Below are 19,254 nucleotides of genomic sequence, written 5' to 3'. Positions count from 1 at the left end.
TTCAGAAGCCGGAATGCCCGGTTGTGTAAACGCATGGCTTGCAGAAGCAAGTCCAGGCACGGTGAGAGAAGTCTGACTGTGCAAATATATCAGGAGGTTTGTGAAATATGCGCAAAACGAAAATCGTTTGTACGATTGGCCCTGCCAGTGAAAGTATTGAGAAATTGACACAGCTGATAGAAGCTGGAATGAACGTTTCCCGTCTGAATTTTTCACACGGAGATTTCGAAGAGCACGGAGCGAGGATCAAAAACATCCGCGAGGCTTCAAAAAGCACCGGCAAGACGGTCGCAATCCTGCTTGATACTAAAGGTCCGGAAATCCGTACAAACAATATGGAGAACGGTGCAGTTGAGCTGGAAGCCGGAAACAATATCATTGTTTCAATGAATGAAGTTCTGGGCAATGCTGATAAATTTTCAGTTACATATGCTGGATTGATTGACGATGTCCACACAGGTTCTAAAATCCTGCTCGATGATGGCCTGATTGGATTAGAGGTTACAAAAATTGATAAAGCAAACAGTGATATCCATACAAAGATCCTTAACAGCGGGACTTTGAAAAATAAAAAGGGCGTTAACGTTCCTGGTGTTTCTGTAAAGCTGCCTGGAATTACAGAGAAGGATGCAAATGATATCCTTTTCGGAATTGAACAGGGAGTAGACTTCATTGCTGCATCATTCGTGCGCCGTGCTTCAGATGTGCTGGAAATCAGGCAGCTGCTTGAAGATAATAATGCTTCACATATCCAAATCATCCCTAAGATCGAGAACCAGGAAGGCGTCGACAATATCGATGAAATCCTTGAGGTTTCTGATGGTCTGATGGTTGCCCGCGGAGACCTTGGCGTTGAAATCCCTGCAGAAGAGGTTCCTCTTGTGCAAAAAAGCCTGATCAAGAAGTGCAATATCCAAGGCAAGCCTGTCATTACTGCTACACAAATGCTTGATTCCATGCAGCGCAACCCGCGCCCTACCCGTGCAGAAGCAAGCGATGTGGCCAATGCGATCTTTGACGGCACTGATGCCATTATGCTTTCAGGCGAAACAGCAGCAGGCACCTATCCGGTTGAAGCAGTGCAAACGATGCACAATATCGCTTCCCGTGCAGAATCTGCGCTCGATCATAAAGAAATCCTTTCCAACCGCAGCAAGGATAACGAACATAATATCACCGATGCGATCGGCCAGTCTGTAGCCCATACAGCCCTGAATCTTGATGTAAATGCAATCATCACTCCTACAGAAAGCGGCCATACAGCAAGGATGATTTCGAAATACCGTCCGAAAGCTCCTATCGTTGCTGTGACTTCCCGTGAATCTGTTACACGCCGCCTGTCATTGGTTTGGGGAGTATATCCTCAGGTCGGGCAGGAAGCTTCCACTACTGATGATATGCTGGATTCAGCTGTACAGGAAAGCATGAACAGCGGACTTGTCAGTTCAGGCGACCTGGTAGTCATCACTGCGGGTGTCCCTGTTGGCGAAGCTGGTACAACGAATCTGATGAAGATCCATGTGATTGGCGATGCAGCACTGAGAGCACAGGGCATCGGCCGCAAGTCAGCATTCGGGAAAGTGGTTGTCGCAAAGGATGCAAAAGAAGCGATAGAAAAGGTCACTCAAGGTTCGATCCTTGTCACTGTCGGCTCTGACCGTGATATGGTTCCAGCCATCGAAAAATGCAGTGCCCTGATCACTGAAGAAGGCGGATTGACAAGCCATGCGGCAGTTGTCGGCCTAAGTCTTGGAATCCCTGTAATCGTAGGTGCGGAAAATGCCACTTCCCTTTTCAAGGATGGCCAGGAAATCACAGTCGATTCCCGCAGGGGCATCATCTATAATGGACATGCAAGCGTCCTGTAAGTAAGAGAGGAAGAAGGGTTTTGCCGCCCTTCTTTTTTTTGTGCAAAAAATAAACCGGCTTAATCTCTCTGCTTTGCATAATTGGTCTTTCAGGCCATACAGATTTATAATAGAGACAGGGTGATCTACTTAACCCTTTTTTTATATAATCCATCACCTGTTCAAGACTGGAGGAAAAGAAATGCGCTATATTTTTCTGCTGCTGATTGTCATCCCTGCAGCTGAAATAGGAATTCTTCTGCTGTCAGGGAAGGTCATCGGTGTATGGCTGACCATCCTGCTCATCATTTGTACAGGCCTGCTGGGTGCTTACCTGGCAAAGAAGCAGGGGCTTGAGACAATCCGGAGGGTGCAGGAACAGCTGGCGCGCGGCCAGCTGCCGGGAGATGCGGTCCTGGATGGCATCTGCATCCTTGTAGGCGGCACGCTGCTCTTGACGCCCGGATTCATTACAGATATAACTGGTTTCCTTCTCCTGCTGCCACCTTCAAGGATATTCTTCAAAACTATCCTGATGAAAATCTTCAGGAGCAGAATTCAAAGAGGAAATATTAAAATCATCAGATAGAAAGAAAGTCTGCCCTGGAGCAGCGGGTTCCTTATCTCCCCGCTGCCCTCCCGGCAGACTTTCTTCATTTCATTGCCTGTTCATACCGGCTTCCTTCTATCGTTTCCTTTGATGTAAAGCCACAAATCCCTGAAAACGCCCGCCTTATGGAGGGTAGTGATAATGACAAGGATTACAGGGCCGGCAATGAGCCCGAGGAAACCGATTGTCTTAAAGCCGACAAACAAGGCTACCAGGGTAGCAAGCGGGTCCATGCCTATGCTGGATGAAAGCACCTTCGGCTCCATGACCTGCCTTTGTACAAGGACAATGACATATAGGACTCCCAGGCCGACCGCGGTGCTCATTTCTCCTGCAATGGCTTCGTAAATGATCCAGGGGACAAAGATAAGACCGGTGCCAAGGTAAGGGATGATGTCAACAATCCCTGTAACGAGGGCAATCGTGATGGCATAATCTACACGAAGGATGAGCAGCCCGATCAAAATGATGATAGCAGTGATAGATACCAGGGTGGCCTGCGCTTTGACAAACCCGAATAAGGCTTTTTTCAGATCGGTAAAAACGGTTGCGCTGCTGGCTTTTGCTTTTTCAGGCAGCAGCCTGTTTCCCAGGATCGAAAGCCTGTACCAGTCTTTGCTGATAAAAAAAGTGGCCAAAAGGGAAAAAATTACGACAGATGCAGCATTGGGAAACCAGGAAAGAATATTAGGAATCTTTTCGAAGAACGCCTGTATAAAAGAGCCTGCCGTCGTTCCAAATCTGGAGCCGACATTTTGGATATTGGCCAGGATGGTATCCTTTTGTCCCGTATCCAGGCTGTTGAACATGCTGGTAAGCTGATTGTAAAGCGGGATCAGCTGCCCGGCAAAAAAGTCTTCGGCATATGTAATCAATGTTTCGAGATGTTTTGGAACCACCTGGGCCAGGTAGTCTGCGCCAGAGACGATCTCGGCGATCAGCAGCGTAATAAGACCTGCAAAAAAGGCAAAAATAAGAATCAGGCTGATAAGCACAGCGAGAGCCCTTGGCATCCTCCCTTTCCTGACGAGGAAATTGACAAGCGGATTGATCAGAAACGCAATGGCAAAGCCGATGATAAAAGGATATGTTACCTTTGAGATATAAAATAAACCAATCAGGAGCAGGAGGACTGCCCCAATAACGACAACAAACCTAATAGATCGATTCAGATAAACAGTATTCAAACCGTTTTTCCTCCTTGGGATATTCAAATTTGCGCTGGCAGTGCAGCCCTCTGCCGTAAATGCACGCACTTTCAGCAGGCGCCATCATCATATTTACGCTTCCGGCTGCTATAAGATTCAGCATTGCCGGAAAAACTATGAGCTTTAGGGGAAGGCGCTAAAGAAACCAGAATCCGCATCTAGTGACATATTCGTTGAAAGCCGCTCATAGTCCTGCTGCAGCTGATTCAAAAGAAAAGCGGATAAGCAGCATCAATTCCAGCAGAATAAGGAAGAATACCTGCCAGAAAAGCATTGTAAAAGCATGCACAATAATTTGTGTGAAATGAAGAAAAAACCTTATTTATATTATGTTAAAATAATGAAAGTGTAGGGGGAGGAAGAAGAAAATGTCACAATCGCTCATTTTTTTGATCCTGCTGCTGGCCATCGGGCTGGCTGCAAAAAATAACTCTCTTGTCCTCGCTGTCATGGTGCTCGTGGCTATAAAAGCCATAGGCGCAGATTCAAAGATATTTTCCGTGCTTCAGACAAAAGGGATCAACTGGGGAGTCACAGTCATAACAATCGCTGTGCTGGCCCCGATTGCAAGCGGAGATATCGGATTCAGGGAACTGACAGCAGCGTTTAAATCACCGTATGCCTGGATTGCGCTGATTTCCGGAATGGCTGTCGCACTGATTGCAAAAGGCGGGCTGACGCTGCTGACCGAGGACCCGCATATTACGGCAGCGCTTGTCCTTGGCACCATCCTGGCCGTTTCCCTGTTTAAGGGAGTCGCAGTCGGGCCATTGATCGGAGCTGGAATCGCTTACATGGCAATGAGGCTGTTTGAATTTCTAAAATAGTTTTCTCCGAAAATAATAATTTTTTCACATTTCGAGTGCCTTTTCGTTCACAAATATCAGATAATTGTTTATAATAGGACTTGTAAGCGTAACCTTTTTGCATTTTCCTGCCGCCAGAATCAGTAAAAGGCGGCAACGAAAAAATGAAAGCATTTTCTTTTTTTAATACTGGTTCCGAGCAAGCGCTCGATATATCAGGCTTGCGGAGCTTTGTTCAAAAACCTGCAGCATCAGCTCTGCAGTCTATTACACAACAGGCTCGGCGGGCTGAACAGAATAATCTTTTACCGGTGCTGTTTTTGGACAGGCCGGGATGTTTACAGGCATACCGGCAAGGGGAAAATCAATTTGTAAAGGAGAGGTTCATATGACAGCAACACGAGGACTTGAAGGGGTAGTGGCAACTACTTCCTCTATCAGCTCAATCATTGATGATACGCTCACTTACGTGGGATTTAATATCGATGATCTGGCAGAAAATGCGAGTTTTGAAGAGGTAATCTATTTATTGTGGCACAGGAAGCTTCCTACTGCCAAACAATTGGAAGAGCTTAAGAACCAGCTGGCAGAAGATATGGAACTGCCACAGGAAGTGCTTGAGCATTTTAAAATGTATCCGATTGATAAGGTGCATCCTATGGCAGCTCTGAGATCTGCTGTGTCCCTGCTCGGCTTGTATGATGAGGAAGCAGATGAAATGAATGAAGAGGCCAATTACCGCAAAGCAGTCCGCCTGCAGGCGAAAATGCCTGCAATCGTTACTGCATTTGCCCGTGTGCGCAAAGGGCTCGATCCGATCGCCCCTAGAAAGGATCTCACTTTTGCTGCCAACTTCCTTTATATGCTTACCGGCAATGAGCCGGAAGATATCGCAGTGGAAGCTTTCAACAAGGCGCTTGTTCTGCATGCCGACCATGAACTGAATGCATCCACTTTTACTGCCCGTGTTTGTGTAGCGACATTGTCTGACGTATATTCCGGTGTCACTGCAGCCATCGGCGCCCTTAAAGGGCCCCTTCATGGAGGTGCAAACGAAGCCGTCATGAAGATGCTGACAGAAATCGGTGAATTGAATAATGTAGATTCATATATCCGCGGGAAGCTGGACAATAAAGAAAAAATCATGGGCTTTGGCCACCGCGTATACCGTAAAGGCGATCCGCGCGCCAAACACCTGAGGGAAATGTCAGAAAAGCTGACTCATCTGACTGGTGAGCCGCACTGGTATCAAATGTCCACCCAGATAGAGGATATTGTGACAGGCGAGAAAGACCTGCCGCCGAATGTTGATTTTTATTCAGCTTCTGTTTATCACAGCCTGGGAATCGACCATGACCTGTTTACGCCGATCTTTGCCGTAAGCCGTGTATCAGGATGGCTTGCCCACATTCTTGAGCAGTATGAAAACAACCGCCTCATCCGTCCGCGTGCCGACTATACAGGACCGGGTATGCAGACATACGTTCCGGTTGCAGAACGCGGATAATATAGTAAACAATTTTACTTTTCAGTAAAAAATTGATGTAATAGAAGAAGGGAATTCGGATGCCTCTTTTTAGAGAGGATAAGATGGCAGCATGATAGATTGACAGGCTGTTGTTTTCAGAACTTCCGTTTCCTGGAGAAAACCGCGCACCGATCGGCATTCCGGCCAGCTTTTCGGGCTGGTCCCTATTGCCGGGAAGATGTGTGCCGGCCTATGCTTAAGAATTTGGAGGGAAAAACCATGCAAGGTGAAAAAATTACTGTAACGAACGGCGCTTTAAACGTGCCAAACAATCCTATTGTCCCATTTATCGAGGGCGATGGAACAGGACCGGATATTTGGGCTTCAGCATCAAGAGTATTGGATGCTGCAGTTGAGAAAGCTTATAATGGCGAGCGCAAAATCGTCTGGAAAGAGGTTCTTGCAGGTGAAAAGGCATTCAACCAGACTGGTGAATGGCTTCCATCTGAAACACTTGAACTTATCAACGAATACCTGATTGCGATTAAAGGTCCGCTGACAACTCCAATCGGAGGCGGGATCCGTTCATTGAACGTTGCCCTTCGCCAGGAGCTTGACCTGTATGTCTGCCTGCGCCCTGTACGCTGGTTCGAAGGTGTCCCTTCTCCAGTCAAGCGTCCTCAGGATACTGATATGGTTATTTTCCGCGAAAATACAGAAGATATCTATGCAGGTATTGAATATGCTAAAGGCTCTGATGAAGTGAAGAAGCTGATCAGCTTCCTTCAAAACGAAATGGGCGTCAATAAGATCCGTTTCCCTGAGACATCCGGAATCGGCATCAAGCCAGTGTCTGAAGAAGGCACAAGCCGTTTAGTCCGTGCAGCTATTGATTATGCCATCAAGGAAGGCCGCAAATCAGTAACGCTTGTACATAAAGGCAATATCATGAAATTCACAGAAGGCGCATTCAAAAACTGGGGTTATGAATTGGCTGAGAAAGAATACGGCGACAAAGTATTCACTTGGGCCCAGTATGACCGCATCAAAGAAGAGCAGGGCACAGAGGCTGCTAATAATGCACAGGCTGATGCAGAAGCTGCCGGCAAAATCATCGTCAAGGATGCCATTGCCGATATCTTCCTTCAGCAGATCCTTACGCGTCCGCGCGAATTTGATGTAGTGGCTACAATGAACCTGAACGGAGATTATATCTCTGATGCACTGGCTGCACAGGTAGGCGGCATCGGCATCGCTCCTGGAGCAAACATCAACTATGTAACAGGACATGCGATCTTTGAAGCAACCCACGGCACTGCACCTAAATATGCAGGCCTTGATAAAGTCAATCCATCTTCAGTTATCCTGTCAGGCGTATTGTTGCTTGAGCATCTTGGCTGGACGGAAGCTGCAAACATGATCGTCAAATCTATGGAAAATACAATCGAATCCAAAGTTGTGACATATGACTTTGCACGTCTGATGGACGGTGCGACAGAAGTGAAATGTTCCGAGTTCGGCGATGAGCTGATCAAGAACATGAAGTAAGACCAGCACGATTTTTTTCAGGAGGCCGGTTCTCATCCGAGGACGGCCTCTTACATAATCGGAAATATTCGGCCGCTGCCCTCACATCTGGAGTCTGCGCGCCAAACCATTCCTTAAGGGGGAACATGTCATGACATTGAAACGCAAAAAGATTTCTGTAATCGGCGGAGGATTTACCGGAGCAACGACAGCTTTCCTGCTTGCCCAAAAGGAGCTGGGGGATGTAGTCCTCGTGGATATTCCTCAAATGGAAAACCCGACAAAAGGAAAAGCGCTTGATATGCTTGAGGCAAGCCCTGTCCAAGGCTTTGATGCCAATATTACAGGTACATCCAGCTATGAAGATACCAAGGATTCCGACATCGTGGTGATTACAGCCGGAATTGCGCGCAAACCTGGCATGAGCCGCGATGATCTTGTCCAGACCAACCAAAAAATCATGAAAAGCGTTGCGCAGGAGATTGTAAAATATTCTCCTGAGAGCTATATCATCGTCCTGACAAATCCGGTTGATGCCATGACCTATACAGTTTTCACGGAGTCCGGCTTCCCGAAAAACCGTGTGATAGGACAGTCAGGCATTCTTGATACGGCGCGTTTCCGCACGTTTGTCGCTCAGGAGCTGAACCTTTCCGTGAAGGATATTACAGGCTTCGTCCTTGGCGGACATGGAGATGACATGGTACCTCTCGTGCGCTATTCATATGCAGGAGGCATCCCGCTGGAAACATTGATTCCTAAGGACCGCCTTGATGCAATTGTTGAGCGTACACGCAAAGGCGGAGGAGAAATCGTCAATCTTCTAGGAAACGGAAGTGCCTATTATGCTCCGGCTGCTTCTTTGGTGGAAATGTGCGAAGCCATCCTCAAAGACCAGCGGCGTGTGCTCCCTTCCATTGCGTATCTTGAAGGGGAATACGGATATGAAGGCATTTACTTAGGTGTCCCAACTATCCTTGGTGCGAACGGAATCGAGAAGATTATCGAATTGGAACTGACAGAAGAAGAAAAAGCTGCGCTGGATAAATCCGCGGAAGCTGTCCGCAATGTGATGGAAGTGCTTGCGTGATAGTCAATCAAATCGGGGGAAGTTCCCCCGATTTTTTCAGATGTAAATAACTGAATTATCAAATATAAAAATGTAAACGATTACATCACTTGGAGGTGCTCTTCCTTGCTTCTAGGAAAAAAGCGCAAACTGGGCAGGAGAATTGAAGAAATAACAGCAGGGGAAAAACTGACGTTGACAGAAAAAATAGAGGATAAAGATCTGCTTCTCTATCTTGGTTTGACCAATGACAGCAACCCGCTTTATATCCAGCATGACTATGCTTCCCAGACACCATATAAAAAACCGATAGTGCCCAACATCATGCTGAATGGCATCATATCTTCAGCCGTTTCTAAGTATTTGCCTGGACCAGGCTCCCATATCCTTAAGCAGGAGCTTGAGTACCATAAGCCGGTATTCCATTATTCTGTCATTCAGTTTTTATTTTTAGTGGATGACGTAAATCAAAGCAGCCATACTGTGACAATCAAAGTGGAGGCCATCACTGAAGAAGGTGAACTCGCATTAAGCGGTTCTCTCACTGTATGCCCTCCGTACCGCCTGGAAGGAATGGAAGGCAGCGCATTGGAAAACTTTTAATCGTGAAATTTTGGACAAAAGAATAATGCAAGATTTAAAGGGTCTGGAATGAAAGCATTCCGGACCCTTTTTCTTTAGCCTGAACGAACTTTCAGTTAAATGCTGCGTATCGGCTGTGCATCTTCCTGCAGATGCTATTTCTTAGCCCTGAATATTACTTATTGCTTTTCCTCGGGCACCATATATTATAATAGAGTTGTGGTACTTGGGGGTTTTACAGGGGTAATATAGATTATTGGAGGCCTTTATGGATAAAAAAGTGCTAGTAGTAGATGATGAACAATCCATTGTCACCCTTTTGGAGTATAACCTGAAGCAGGCAGGATATGAGGTGATCACTGCAAGTGATGGAGAGTCCGGCAAGGACCTTGCACTGCAGGAAAAGCCGGATCTGATTGTGCTGGATCTTATGCTGCCGAAACTTAATGGAATAGAGGTCTGCAAGCAGCTTCGCCAGGAAAAAATACATACACCCATCCTGATGCTGACTGCAAAGGATGATGAATTTGATAAGGTGCTTGGCCTGGAGCTTGGCGCTGATGATTATATGACGAAACCTTTTAGTCCCAGAGAGGTTGTTGCACGGGTAAAAGCTATTCTCCGCAGGACTCAGCTGACGGCCGGGCAGCAGGAACAGGCCGAAGAAGATTCTGATTCTATCCGGATAGGCGGCCTGAAGATTTTTCCGGAGCATTATGAGGCATTTTTCTCAGAAGAACTGCTGGAACTGACCCCTAAGGAGTTTGAACTCCTGCTTTATCTTGCCCAGAATAAAGGCAGGGTGCTGACGAGGGACCAGCTGCTGAGTGCTGTCTGGAATTATGATTTCGCAGGCGATACAAGAATCGTGGATGTGCATGTCAGCCATCTTCGGGAAAAGATTGAAGAGAACACGAAAAAGCCTGCTTATATTAAAACAATCAGGGGGCTGGGCTATAAACTGGAGGAGCCGAAGGGCTGATGACCAAATTCCGCACGAGGCTCCTTTTTGCCCTGATTACGCTTATCATTGCTGTGTTAATAGGCCTGGGGCTTCTGTTGGGCCAGCTGTTTAAAAGCTATTACTTAAAGTCATTTGACGAAAGGCTCATCAAGGAAAGTGAAATGCTTTCTACATATATTGAGGACAGCGGCGGAATTGACACGCTGAGCCAAAGAACCATTTTCGATTTTGGGAAAATGCTGGGCGTCCGTGTCACCATTGTCAATGGGGACGGCACCATCCGGTATGACAGCAAAGATGAAAGTGAAGGCTTTGATAGCAGGCATGAAGGCATTATAAAGGGGATCCTCAGCAAAACAGACAGAGATGAAGAAGTCTTCGAGGTGGAAGGCGGCTTTGATCTGCATTATTATTGGAAACCGATCATTCAGGACGGAGGAAATGAAGGCTATATATTTCTCAGCTCACAGATGACAGAGCTGAAAAAAGCCTACAGGCAGATCTGGTGGATTTTGACCGTCAGCCTTGGGCTTGCACTGGCAGTCATTATCCTTCTCGGTTCAAAAATTGCCGCAAGGTACACAAAGCCCATTGAATCTGCTACAAACGTTGCTATTGAACTTGCCAAAGGAAATTACCGGGCAAGGACGTATGAGGACAATATAGATGAAACCGGAATGCTGAGCTCTTCGATCAATGTTCTTGCCAGAAACCTGCAGGATATGGTCAAGGCTCAGGAAATCCAGCAGGACCGGCTGGGAACCCTGATTGAAAATATGGGCAGCGGCCTTATTTTAATCGACAGCAGGGGCTATATCAGCCTTGTGAATAAGCCTTATTATGAAATTTTCGGACTGGAGCCTTACGGCTATGTCGGCAATCTTTATTATGAAGTGATTGAACAAAAAGAAATAACCGACCTGGTTGAAGATATCTTTATGACTGAGCAGAAAACAAGAAAGCAAATGGTGATCCCAGTTGCGATTGAGCGCAAGCATTTTGAGGTGTATGGAGTACCGATCATCGGAACGAATGATGTATGGAAAGGGATTCTGCTTGTTTTCCATGATATTACGGAATTAAAAAAGCTTGAACAGATGAGAAAAGACTTTGTTGCTAATGTTTCTCATGAGCTGAAGACACCGATCACCTCTATTAAGGGTTTTTCAGAAACGCTGCTTGACGGCGCAATGAATGATAAAGCAGCATTATCAGCTTTTCTGGATATTATATTGAAGGAAAGCGACCGCCTCCAGTCGCTCATTCAGGATCTGCTGGATCTCTCCAAAACAGAACAGCAGGGGTTCAGGCTTTCTGTCCAGGAAATGGATCTTTCCAGCCTTCTTGGCGAATGCCTGGCAATATTGAAGGGAAAGGCAAAAGATAAGGCTATTGATATTGAGTATTCCGATCAATCGGGAAATGGATGGATTAAGGGGGACCCGCATCGCCTGAAGCAGGTGTTCATCAATCTGCTGACCAATGCCATTACGTACACTCCGCAGGACGGAAAGATATCCGTATCGCTGGAGGAAAAGGGGGATATGGTCCAGATTGAGGTGAAGGATACAGGCATGGGAATCGAACAGGATGAAATTCCCCGGATTTTTGAACGCTTCTACAGGATCGACAAAGCAAGGAGCAGGAATTCCGGAGGCACCGGCCTTGGCCTTGCCATCGTAAAGCACCTTGTTGAGGCCCACAAAGGGAGCATCACGGTTGAAAGTGAACTGGGGAAGGGAACGACTTTTAAAGTTCAGCTGCACAGGAATTTTTCATAAAATGCTTATATAGGGATTTAAGTTTACACATTCTTTACATGGTGTTTATGGTTCCTTAATATTCCATTGATACAATCATTTATGAAAAACCCCTTCATCCAAGGAGCCAAACCAGAAAGACGAAAGCAGACCCCGCTTTCGTCTTTCGCCGTTTCTCAGCTTTTTTTGTAATCTTATTGAAACCTTTCTGTTATAAAGCCGTATTAACAGGCAGAGAAAAAAATAGAAAGGGTGAGCAGGGGTATGGTCAGCTTAAAAAGGATTTATACGATATTAGGCCTCGCGGTCCTGATTATCATACTAAGCATTGCAGCATTCACGACCTGGTATACGGTCGACGAATCCGAACAGGCAGTCATATTGACATTTGGCGAAGTGGAACAGGGCATCAATGAGCCTGGGCTGCATTTTAAAATGCCTTGGCCTATTCAGTCAGTAGAAAAGCTTTCGAAAGAAACCTTCAGCCTTCAATTTGGCTATGAAGAAAAAGATGGAAAGGTAAAGGAACATCCTAAGGATACAAAGATGATTACAGGGGATGAGAACATTGTCCATGCGGATCTCGTAGTGCAATGGAAAATCACAAATCCTGAAAAATTCCTTTTTAATGCAGATAATCCTGAAGAGGTCATGTATGATGCAACTTCTGCCTCACTAAGAAGTATCATCGGCAATTCCAAGATCGATGATGCCCTGACCTCAGGCAAGGCTCAGATTGAAGGGGACGTCAGAGAACTGCTGACTGAACTGATTGAAAAATATGATATTGGCATATCAATACTGGCAGTCAAACTACAGGATGTCGAGCTTCCCAATGATGAGGTCCGCAAGGCGTTCACCAATGTAACGGATGCCCGCGAAACGATGAATACAAAAATAAACGAAGCCAAGAAATACAAGAATAAAAGAATGAATGAAGCAGCTGGTGAAGAGGATGCCATGATTTCCAAGGCAAAAGGAGATAAAACTGCCAGGATCCAGGGAGCGACTGGTGATGTAGCCGTATTCAACAAGCTGTACGCAGAATATAAGAACAGCCCTGACATCACAAGGGAGAGGCTGATGCTCGAAACGATGGAGCAGGTTCTTCCGGGTGCTGAAATCTATATTATGAATGATGACGGCAATACGATGAAATATTTCCCTATCAGGCCTCTTGAGAAGGAGCAGCCTAAGGCGCCTGCAGAGGAAGGAAGTGAAAACAATGGATGATCAGAATGTAGTGAATATAAATGAGCGCGGAAGCGGGTTCCAATGGCGCAACTATATTAAAATCGGAATCTTTCTTGTTGTTGTCATCGCAGCACTGCTGCTGGTCTTTGCCAACCTCTTTATCGTGAAAGAAGGGGAGTATAGGGTTATCCGCCAGTTTGGAGAGGTAGTCAGGATCGAAAGTGATCCCGGGCTCAGCTATAAAATTCCTTTCATCCAGAGTGTTACCTCCTTGCCGAAGTATCAGATGACATATGATGTAAATGAGGCGGAAATCAATACAAAAGATAAGAAAAGAATCATCATCGACAATTATGCTGTCTGGAGGATCGAGGACCCGAAAAAGCTGATTGCAAATGCCCAGACGATGGAAAAAGCAGAGTCAAGGATGGAGGAATTCATCTACTCGGTTGTAAGGGCAGAGCTTGGGAACTTGGAATATGATGAAATCATCAATGATGAGGAGGCCTCTTCCCGCGGCTCGATCAATGACCGGATTACAGAGCAGGTGAATGAGATGCTGTCCAATGACCAATACGGAATCATTGTAACAGATGTCAGGATAAAGAGGACTGACCTGCCAAGTGAGAATGAGCAGTCGGTGTATACAAGGATGATTTCCGAGCGTGAAACAAAGGCGCAGGAATACCTTTCTCAAGGTGATGCAGACAATAATCGGATCGTAGCGGAAACAGACATGAACGTCAAGGAGATGCTCTCTAAGGCGCAGGCTGAAGCAGAAACCATCCGTGCGGAGGGAGAGGCAGAAGCTGCCCGGATCTATAATAAGTCTTTTTCAAAAGATCCTGAATTCTACTCTCTTTATAGAACACTTCAATCTTATAAAAAGACGATCGATGGGGAGTCTGTCATTGTGCTTCCTTCCGATTCGCCGTATGCCCGCCTGCTGATGGGTTATACAAACTAGCAGGAAATAGATGAGCGCCGTTATTTTTCTTTCTTTATCCAGTCGTGATAAAATGAAAGAAGAATAACGGTTTTTTTATTTTGCTTCTATAATGCCAGGCTGAAGCCTTGGCGGCGCCAAACCAAGAGCGCATCCCGGGCTTTCGATAACTATGCTGCAAGGAGGATGGACCATTGGCTAAAAAGCTTGTATTGATTGATGGAAACAGTATTGCATACAGGGCCTTTTTCGCACTTCCGCTGCTGAATAATGATAAAGGCATACATACAAATGCGATTTACGGTTTTACTATGATGCTCATGCGCATCCTGGAGGATGAAGATCCTTCTCATATTCTGGTTGCTTTTGATGCAGGAAAAACAACCTTCCGCCATAAAACATTCACGGAATATAAGGGAGGCAGGCAAAAAACTCCGCCGGAGCTGTCTGAACAATTCCCTTTTATCCGCGATCTGCTGGATGCCTATCAGATTCCACGCTACGAGCTTGAGAATTATGAGGCAGATGATATCATCGGCACCCTTTCTCTCCAGGCAGAGCAGGAAGGCTTCGAGGTGAAGGTCATTTCCGGGGATAAGGATTTGACCCAATTAAGCTCTGAATATACTACCGTCGGAATCACCCGCAAGGGAATAACGGATATCGAGGAATATACTCCAGAGCATATCCGGGAAAAATATGGCCTGGCACCCGGTCAGATCATTGATATGAAAGGCCTGATGGGAGACAGCTCAGACAATATCCCAGGGGTGCCCGGGGTAGGGGAGAAAACAGCAATCAAGCTGTTGAAGGAATTTGAAACGCTTGAAAATCTGCTGGGATCCATTGATCGTGTAAGCGGCCAGAAGCTGAAGGAAAAGCTTGAAGAGCACAAAGATCTTGCGGTGATGAGCAAGGAGCTCGCTACCATCACAAGGGAAGCGCCTGTTAAAGTAAAGGTAGAAGATGCGGGCTATTCAGGCTATGACCAGGCTAAAGTCGTCTCTCTCTTCAAGGATCTTGGATTCAACTCGCTCCTTGAGAAAATCGGGGGCGGGGAAACTGAAGAAACTGCCGCACCCCTTGAGGACATCCAGTTTGAAACAGCAGAAAATATCCTTAAAGATTTATTTGCGGATGAAACTGCACTGTATGTCGAGATGCTTGAGGAGAATTATCATACAGCCAAAATCGCCGGCCTCTCAGCTGCCAGCGGGAATGGGGTCTATTTTATTCCGGCTGATCTTGCTTTAAGCTCGGATACCTTCAAGCAGTGGGCTGAGGATGAGTCGAAAAAGAAGATTGTCTACGATGCCAAGCGGACGGAGGTTGCATTGCGCCACCACGGCATCCACTTAAAAGGGGTGGAATTTGACCTTCTTATTGCATCCTATATCATCAATCCGTCAGAATCGATTGAAGACTTTGCTTCGGTTGCCAAGCGCCACGGGTACAATGGTGTCCAGACGGATGATGCGGCCTACGGGAAAGGTGCAAAAAGAAAAATTCCTGCACAGGAAGAGCTTGCGGAGCATCTTGCCAGAAAAGCTGCAGCCCTGGAGGCGCTTAAGGACAAGCTTGAAGATGAGTTGAAGGAAAACCAGCAGTATGAGCTTTTTTATGATCTGGAAATGCCGCTTTCGCTTATTCTCGCTGATATGGAGTCGCAGGGCGTCAAGGTCGACCTCGAAAGGCTTCAAGCGATGGGAGAACAGATCAACCAGAAGCTGGGAGATATTGAGGAGCGCATCCACGAACTTGCCGGCGAAGCTTTCAATATCAATTCCCCTAAGCAGCTTGGGGTCATTCTCTTTGAGAAGCTCGGACTTCCTCCTGTTAAAAAGACAAAGACAGGGTATTCAACTTCTGCCGATGTCCTGGAAAAGCTGGAGGAGAAACATGAGATCATCAGGGAAATACTTCAGTACAGGCAGCTGGGCAAACTTCAGTCGACTTATATTGAAGGGCTGCTGAAGGTGACCGATAAGAAAACCGGTAAGGTTCACACCCGTTTTAATCAGGCACTCACACAGACGGGGCGCCTCAGCTCGACAGATCCAAATCTGCAGAATATTCCGATCCGCCTTGAAGAAGGCAGAAAGATCAGACAGGCTTTTGTTCCTTCTGAAAAAGGCTGGGTCATTTTTGCAGCCGACTATTCACAGATTGAGCTAAGGGTGCTGGCGCATATTGCCGGCGATGAAAAGCTGATTGAGGCTTTCCGTGAAGATCAGGATGTTCATACAAAGACCGCAATGGAGGTATTCCATGTTACACAGGATGAAGTGACTTCGAACATGAGGCGCCATGCTAAAGCAGTCAACTTTGGGATTGTGTATGGAATCAGCGACTACGGGCTGTCGCAAAGCCTGGGTATTACGAGGAAGGAAGCCGGGCAGTTCATCGACCGCTATCTGAAAAGCTATCCGGGTGTCCAGGAGTATATGGATGACATCATCCAGCAGGCGAAGCAGAAGGGTTATGTTTCGACCCTTCTTCATAGAAGAAGGTATCTTCCTGAAATTACAAGCCGGAATTTCAATTTAAGGAGCTTCGCAGAACGGACAGCCATGAACACCCCTATACAGGGAAGCGCTGCCGATGTCATCAAAAAAGCCATGATTGATATGGCCGACCGGCTCCGTGAAGAAGGACTGGCAGCCCGCCTTCTTTTATCTGTGCATGATGAATTGATATTTGAAGCACCTGAGGAAGAAATAGAAACTTTGAAGAGAATTGTGCCGGATGTGATGGAAAACACAGTGGCTCTTGATGTTCCGCTTAAAGTTGATTTTTCTTACGGACCAACATGGTTTGATGCGAAATAGAAGGAGGAAAGCGCTTGGATACAGCCGGGCGCTTTCTTCCTTGCCGACAGTCTGGGTCAAGAGATAGAAAGGAGAATGAATCATGCCTGAATTGCCTGAAGTAGAAACGGTCAGGAAAACATTGAAGGAGCTTGTCAGCGGCAAAGAGATCGGACAAGTTTCCATCCATTGGCCGAAAATGATCAAGCAGCCTGGCGAAGCTGAGCAGTTTGCCGATGCCCTCGCCGGACAGACTATCCTGGATGTCGGGAGGCGGGGGAAGTTCTTGATCATTTACACAGATGATTATGCTTTGGTTTCCCATCTCCGCATGGAAGGTAAGTATGCTCTTTATTCAAAAGAAGAGGACAAGGATAAGCATACCCATGTTATCTTCCATTTCACAGACGGCTCTGAACTCCGCTACAGGGATGTAAGGAAATTCGGTACAATGCATCTATTTGCCAAGGGAGAGGAATTTGCGAGTCTGCCCCTGTCCCAGCTGGGGCCTGAGCCCTTTTCGGAAGAATTTACACCCCAGTTTCTGCAGCAGCGGCTTGCCGGGACAAATCGAGCGGTCAAAACTGCTCTTTTAGATCAGAAAGCGGTCGTTGGACTGGGGAATATCTACGTGGATGAGGCGCTGTTCAGAGCAGGCATCCACCCTGAACGGCTGGCCAGCTCTCTTTCTGGTGATGAAATAGGCAGGCTGCATAAGGAAATTGTCGCCACACTTTCTGAAGCAGTTGAGAAGGGAGGGAGCACCATCAGGTCTTATGTGAATTCACAGGGCCAGATCGGCATGTTCCAGCTCGAGCTTTTCGTTTACGGGCGAAAAGGAGAGGAATGCAAATCATGCGGCAGCACACTCGAAAGAATCATCGTCGGCGGGCGGGGCACAGTCTTTTGCCCTGTGTGCCAGGTGAAGTAGAGGGTCTTTTGCCCTCCGCATTTCGATTGTCCAGCTGCAGGGGCTAGGGACTCGAGTCATAAGTCACCCAGGAAATAAAGGCAAAGAACGCCTTTTATTCCCTGGCGCTCTATGCTTGTGTCCCTGGGCAAGCCGCTTCCGCATTTCGTTTAACATTGGATTGGCTTCTTCCATATACTATCCTAGCGATTTACAGGAGGAAGGAGCATGATCCATGGTACACACTCTCTCACTTCTTATGCTTGCATTTGCTGTCAGTCTTGACAGTTTCAGTGTTGGCTTGACATATGGGTTAAGGAAAATGAGCATACCCCTTAAGTCGATTATGATTATTGCCTGCTGTTCGGCTATAACGCTTATAACAGCAATGACCATCGGCCATGTGATCGAGAGTTTTCTCTCACCTCAAGCTGCCGAGAGTCTTGGCGGAATCCTTTTGATTCTCCTTGGAGCCTGGGTCTTATACCAGTTTTTCCGTCCGGAAAAATCAAAGGATGTACTTCCCCACGAAAAAACGATTGTTAATTTTGAAATTAAATCATTAGGTCTTGTTATAAACATCCTGCAAAAGCCGTTGGCTGCCGATTTTGACAAATCGGGCACGATTACAGGGATAGAAGCATTTATGCTGGGCCTTGCCTTATCTTTGGATGCATTTGGAGCCGGGATAGGAGCCGCTATGCTGGGCTATTCTCCTGGCTATCTAGCCGCCGCGGTGGCTGCGATGAGCTCGCTTTTTGTTTTTGCTGGAATGAAGATCGGCGCCATTTTCAGCCACAGCAGCTGGGTGCAGCGGTTTTCTTTCATACCTGGGCTTTTGCTGATTGTCATTGGAATCTGGAAAATATAACGAGTCTGGAAAGGACAGAATATGCCGTTAGTAATAGGGTTGACCGGAGGCATCGCCAGCGGAAAAAGTACCGTATCCGCCATGCTGATGGAAAAAGGGATTACGGTCATTGATGCAGACTTGGAAGCAAGGCTTGCGGTTGAAAAGGGCGAAGAAGCCTATGATGGTATTGTCAGCCGCTTTGGAACCGAGATCCTGCAGCCAGATGGAGAAATTGACCGTACAAAGCTAGGCGCTATCATTTTTCACAATGAAGAGGAACGGCTTGCTCTTAATGCGATTGTCCATCCTGCTGTCCGTAAAAGGATGCTGGAGAAAAAAGAACAGGCCATCCAAAAAGGGGAGCAGCTTGTAGTGCTGGATATACCGCTGCTGTTCGAAAGCAAGCTGGAACATTTGGCTGATAAGACATTGCTTGTTTATACAGATGGGGAAACTCAGCTGAGGCGTCTGATGAACCGGAATTCTTTAAGTGAGGAAGAAGCGGAGGCACGAATCAATTCTCAAATGCCTCTTCCTGAAAAAGTAAGGCTGGCAGATGCCGTCATTAATAATAATGGCACCATTGAAGAGACGAAGAAGCAGTTGTTGGGGCTGCTGGACCTGTGGCTGCCGGAGGAAAAGGGGAAGAGCTGATGCCTTCCCTCTTTTTTATGCTTAATGAAGCTAAATGTTTATAGCTTTT

The 19,254-nt window shown here is 46.6% G+C and carries 16 protein-coding genes; 15 read left to right on the top strand and 1 reads right to left on the bottom strand.

The genetic code is table 11. The annotated features are described in order from the left end of the window. The first annotated feature begins 107 nt into the window (after positions 1-107). Positions 108-1,868, top strand: coding sequence for a pyruvate kinase (pyk, locus tag AC4E8B_RS19020; RefSeq protein ID WP_490214893.1), 1,761 nt, complete (start codon positions 108-110; stop codon positions 1,866-1,868). A gap of 181 nt (positions 1,869-2,049) precedes the next feature. Further along, positions 2,050-2,436 (top strand): FxsA family protein, encoded by a 387-nt coding sequence (locus tag AC4E8B_RS19015; RefSeq protein ID WP_490214892.1) that lies wholly within the window; start codon positions 2,050-2,052, stop codon positions 2,434-2,436. Between the two features lie 80 nt (positions 2,437-2,516). On the opposite strand, the gene ytvI is transcribed toward AC4E8B_RS19015, so the two are convergent. Beyond that, positions 2,517-3,644: a sporulation integral membrane protein YtvI gene (ytvI, locus tag AC4E8B_RS19010; protein WP_490214891.1), complete on the bottom strand. Its 1,128-nt coding sequence runs from the start codon at positions 3,642-3,644 to the stop codon at positions 2,517-2,519. Positions 3,645-4,033: 389 nt separating this feature from the next. On the opposite strand from ytvI, the gene AC4E8B_RS19005 reads away from it, so the two are divergent. The 13 genes from AC4E8B_RS19005 (at position 4,034) to coaE (ending at position 19,205) form a co-directional block, all read left to right on the top strand. Beyond that, complete coding sequence (locus AC4E8B_RS19005; protein ID WP_490214889.1) at positions 4,034-4,492, top strand: DUF441 domain-containing protein; 459 nt, start codon at positions 4,034-4,036, stop codon at positions 4,490-4,492. 367 nt (positions 4,493-4,859) lie between these two features. Next, on the top strand, positions 4,860-5,978 hold the full coding sequence (citZ, locus tag AC4E8B_RS19000; RefSeq protein ID WP_490214888.1) for a citrate synthase: 1,119 nt from the start codon (positions 4,860-4,862) through the stop codon (positions 5,976-5,978). A gap of 240 nt (positions 5,979-6,218) precedes the next feature. Further along, on the top strand, positions 6,219-7,487 hold the full coding sequence (gene icd / locus AC4E8B_RS18995) for an NADP-dependent isocitrate dehydrogenase (RefSeq protein WP_490214887.1): 1,269 nt from the start codon (positions 6,219-6,221) through the stop codon (positions 7,485-7,487). 130 nt (positions 7,488-7,617) lie between these two features. Continuing rightward, entirely contained in the window at positions 7,618-8,556 is a 939-nt protein-coding gene (mdh, locus tag AC4E8B_RS18990; protein ID WP_490214885.1) for a malate dehydrogenase, read from the top strand. A gap of 105 nt (positions 8,557-8,661) precedes the next feature. Then, entirely contained in the window at positions 8,662-9,138 is a 477-nt protein-coding gene (locus tag AC4E8B_RS18985) for a MaoC/PaaZ C-terminal domain-containing protein (RefSeq protein WP_490214883.1), read from the top strand. Positions 9,139-9,385: 247 nt separating this feature from the next. Then, complete coding sequence (locus tag AC4E8B_RS18980) at positions 9,386-10,099, top strand: winged helix-turn-helix domain-containing protein (protein ID WP_490214881.1); 714 nt, start codon at positions 9,386-9,388, stop codon at positions 10,097-10,099. Further along, entirely contained in the window at positions 10,099-11,862 is a 1,764-nt protein-coding gene (pnpS, locus tag AC4E8B_RS18975; protein WP_490214880.1) for a two-component system histidine kinase PnpS, read from the top strand. Before AC4E8B_RS18980 ends, pnpS begins: the two co-directional genes overlap by 1 nt. A gap of 243 nt (positions 11,863-12,105) precedes the next feature. Then, positions 12,106-13,074, top strand: coding sequence for an FtsH protease activity modulator HflK (gene hflK, locus AC4E8B_RS18970; protein ID WP_490214878.1), 969 nt, complete (start codon positions 12,106-12,108; stop codon positions 13,072-13,074). Then, positions 13,067-14,002 (top strand): protease modulator HflC, encoded by a 936-nt coding sequence (gene hflC, locus AC4E8B_RS18965; RefSeq protein WP_490214877.1) that lies wholly within the window; start codon positions 13,067-13,069, stop codon positions 14,000-14,002. The genes hflK and hflC overlap by 8 nt, the downstream gene beginning before the upstream one ends. A gap of 173 nt (positions 14,003-14,175) precedes the next feature. Beyond that, positions 14,176-16,809 (top strand): DNA polymerase I, encoded by a 2,634-nt coding sequence (gene polA, locus AC4E8B_RS18960; RefSeq protein WP_490214875.1) that lies wholly within the window; start codon positions 14,176-14,178, stop codon positions 16,807-16,809. A gap of 82 nt (positions 16,810-16,891) precedes the next feature. Beyond that, entirely contained in the window at positions 16,892-17,719 is an 828-nt protein-coding gene (gene mutM, locus AC4E8B_RS18955; RefSeq protein ID WP_490214874.1) for a DNA-formamidopyrimidine glycosylase, read from the top strand. 214 nt (positions 17,720-17,933) lie between these two features. Then, entirely contained in the window at positions 17,934-18,569 is a 636-nt protein-coding gene (gene ytaF, locus AC4E8B_RS18950; protein ID WP_490214873.1) for a sporulation membrane protein YtaF, read from the top strand. 21 nt (positions 18,570-18,590) lie between these two features. Further along, a complete protein-coding gene (coaE, locus tag AC4E8B_RS18945; protein ID WP_490214871.1) occupies positions 18,591-19,205 on the top strand; it encodes a dephospho-CoA kinase in 615 nt (204 codons plus the stop codon). The last annotated feature ends 49 nt before the right edge of the window (positions 19,206-19,254 follow it).

The organism is Bacillus sp. SRL543 (assembly GCF_984799205.1).
This window is presented reverse-complemented; position numbering and strand designations above follow the sequence as displayed.